This window comes from Paenibacillus sinensis, from assembly GCF_019904155.1.
Lineage (GTDB): Bacteria > Bacillota > Bacilli > Paenibacillales > Paenibacillaceae > Paenibacillus_AQ > Paenibacillus_AQ sinensis.
This window is the reverse complement of sequence record NZ_JAHCMB010000044.1, coordinates 1-2,195: the sequence shown is the minus strand read 5'-3', so window position 1 is coordinate 2,195 and position 2,195 is coordinate 1. Positions and strand designations below refer to the sequence as shown.

General features: G+C 49.2%; 3 protein-coding genes. All 3 read right to left on the bottom strand.

Going from position 1 to position 2,195, the window contains the following annotated elements; genetic code table 11:
- Positions 1 to 575 (bottom strand): hypothetical protein (locus KIH86_RS04325; protein ID WP_223110322.1); only part of this gene is annotated, 575 nt, incomplete at its 3' end.
- A 64-nt stretch (positions 576 to 639) separates the two neighbouring features.
- Positions 640 to 843, bottom strand: coding sequence for a hypothetical protein (locus KIH86_RS04320; protein WP_223088681.1), 204 nt, complete (start codon positions 841 to 843; stop codon positions 640 to 642).
- A gap of 729 nt (positions 844 to 1,572) precedes the next feature.
- Positions 1,573 to 1,782, bottom strand: coding sequence for a hypothetical protein (locus KIH86_RS04315; RefSeq protein WP_223088679.1), 210 nt, complete (start codon positions 1,780 to 1,782; stop codon positions 1,573 to 1,575).
- Between the last annotated feature and the right edge of the window lie 413 nt (positions 1,783 to 2,195).

The window sequence follows — 2,195 nt, the reverse complement described above, 5'->3', positions numbered from 1 at the left end:
ACATCGTAGATCGGCGTAGGCGTCGGTGAGGCTGACGGGCTTGGTGTCGGTGTGGGCGTCGGTGTCGCTGAGGCCGTAACCGTTGATGTCGGCGTGGCCGCCGGTAGGCTGCCGTACTGGGTAGGCGTTGTGCCCGTATAGTTGTAATACAGATACGCCCCGCCGTTACTGTCGTCATGAACATAGGTCTGACTCATCTTGGCATAGGTTTCTCCACTTGATGCCTTGTCCAGGACAAGGCTAAAATGCTCCACCTGATCGAGATACATAAAAAACTCGCCAGTATACAAATGCTCTGCCCCATCCGGAGTGATGACATAAACTTTGTCTCCAGATCCTAATCCCTGCGTACTGACAGATAACTGATAGATTTGCGCGTTATGCTCTGATGTGTCACCGTAAATTACGGTGCTGCCGTACTTGTCCTTAAAGTAGGTTCGGCCTGGCTGATTGGTATGGGCATAGTAGTAATTGTCCAGGTTGACCGTGATAATTCCGGACGCCTGAACCTCTGACAGCGGCAGTAGCAGCCAGATCAGTACGAGCATAATGATCGCTTGCGGAGATCGTTTCATACACCCCTCCCTTTAAAAATAGCCCTGACGTAGTGTCAGGGCTATTGCGTGTTAGGGCCGGGGTTTACTTAGTGCCTGCCGCACGTTTGCCTTTACCTACGACCCAAAAGATGATCCCGATAATGATCAAAGCGAGCGGTATACCGACGCCAAGAAGCGTCCATGGTCCAAAAATATTCATAAACCCCGTCGCGGTCGTGAGGCCGTCCGCTACCGTAAAGGGGAGCGTTACTCCCGTAAAGTCAACCGAAACTGCTGCTGTTGGCATGGATATATACCTCCTAATATTTGTTTTTATAGAGTGGGTTGCCCCTTGCTCACTTAGTAGTAATCAAACTCGTCATCGTCGTCATCCTGCTGCTTGTCCTTTGCCATGGCCGGTATGCCCACGATCAATACGGCCAGCATGCCCGCCGTGATCAGAGCGACAATGATCATAACCGGCTTTTGGACGTAGGCCAAAAAATATCTGACGTAGGCCCACATTTCGGCCAGCCGTTCATCGGTAAAAAAGGTCGTCGGGAAATTACTTGTTGGACTGCTTGCGGCGCCCATCATGATGCTCTAGCTGCCCTTACAGCGTAAATGATTACACCGATCAGCAAGCCAACGGCCATGATTACGGTCGGTATCATAACAAATGGCGATACGGTAGCCATAAAGTTACGGAACATTTGCCAGAAGAACGCCCAGTCGAAAACGTCGCTGACGTTCAGATTTCCCGCCACCCTTCCTTCGCCTTTTTATCCTCGATGTAGATCCAGACCGAAAATATCGTATGGAGCACGCCGAGAGCGAACGTAAAGCTACAAAGCAAAATTAGCAAGTCGGGATTCCCCAGGAGCCAGATCAGCGCCGATCCAATTAAGGTTTCGATGCTTCCACCACCTTAACCAGGAAGCGTACTAGCATGCCTAATACGACGGGTACCGTAATCGCCAGACCAATAACGCCCGCCGTTGCCTGGGGGCTATAGCTTGACAGGGTTATCATCCGATCATCTCCTCCACGCCATATTGAGCAGCCACTTAAGTACGTGAAACGCCAGCAGTAGGAAAATGGATACGGCAACGAGCGCTTCACCGAGCGTAATCTGATTTAAAAAATAAATCGTGTCTCCATTACGCATCGGGATCTGGATCGCGGTGATCGTGTTCATGCGCTCCGCTTCGGTTGTGTAGTACGTCATTTCGCTTACCGTTGACATTTCAACCTCCTGGCAAAGAAAAAAGGCGCAGCCATAAGCTGCACCCTAAATCCCTGCTTCACATACGTAAATGTGAATTTAATCACACATAGACAGAATTTAGCAACGTCCGTCAGACCTATTGCAACGGTTGCCGCAAAAAGTGTACCATGTGTGAGGGGATGAGCGGTGCTACGCTCTGACCCATGGCCCTGCAAGGTGTTACAGCACCGAGCGGGGCTTTTTCATTTTCTGCTTTGTTACCCTAAGGATAGCAAAATCATCCTCATTTTGTCACCGTGCAGTGTTTTATAGTATTAAAACGTAACACGGTTAATCAAAAATCCTTTAATTTTATTGCTCAATCCTTCGGACAACATCGGGAACACAAGTTCTATACAGAACCTGTGCGCGTATGTAATTATAAAAAAAAA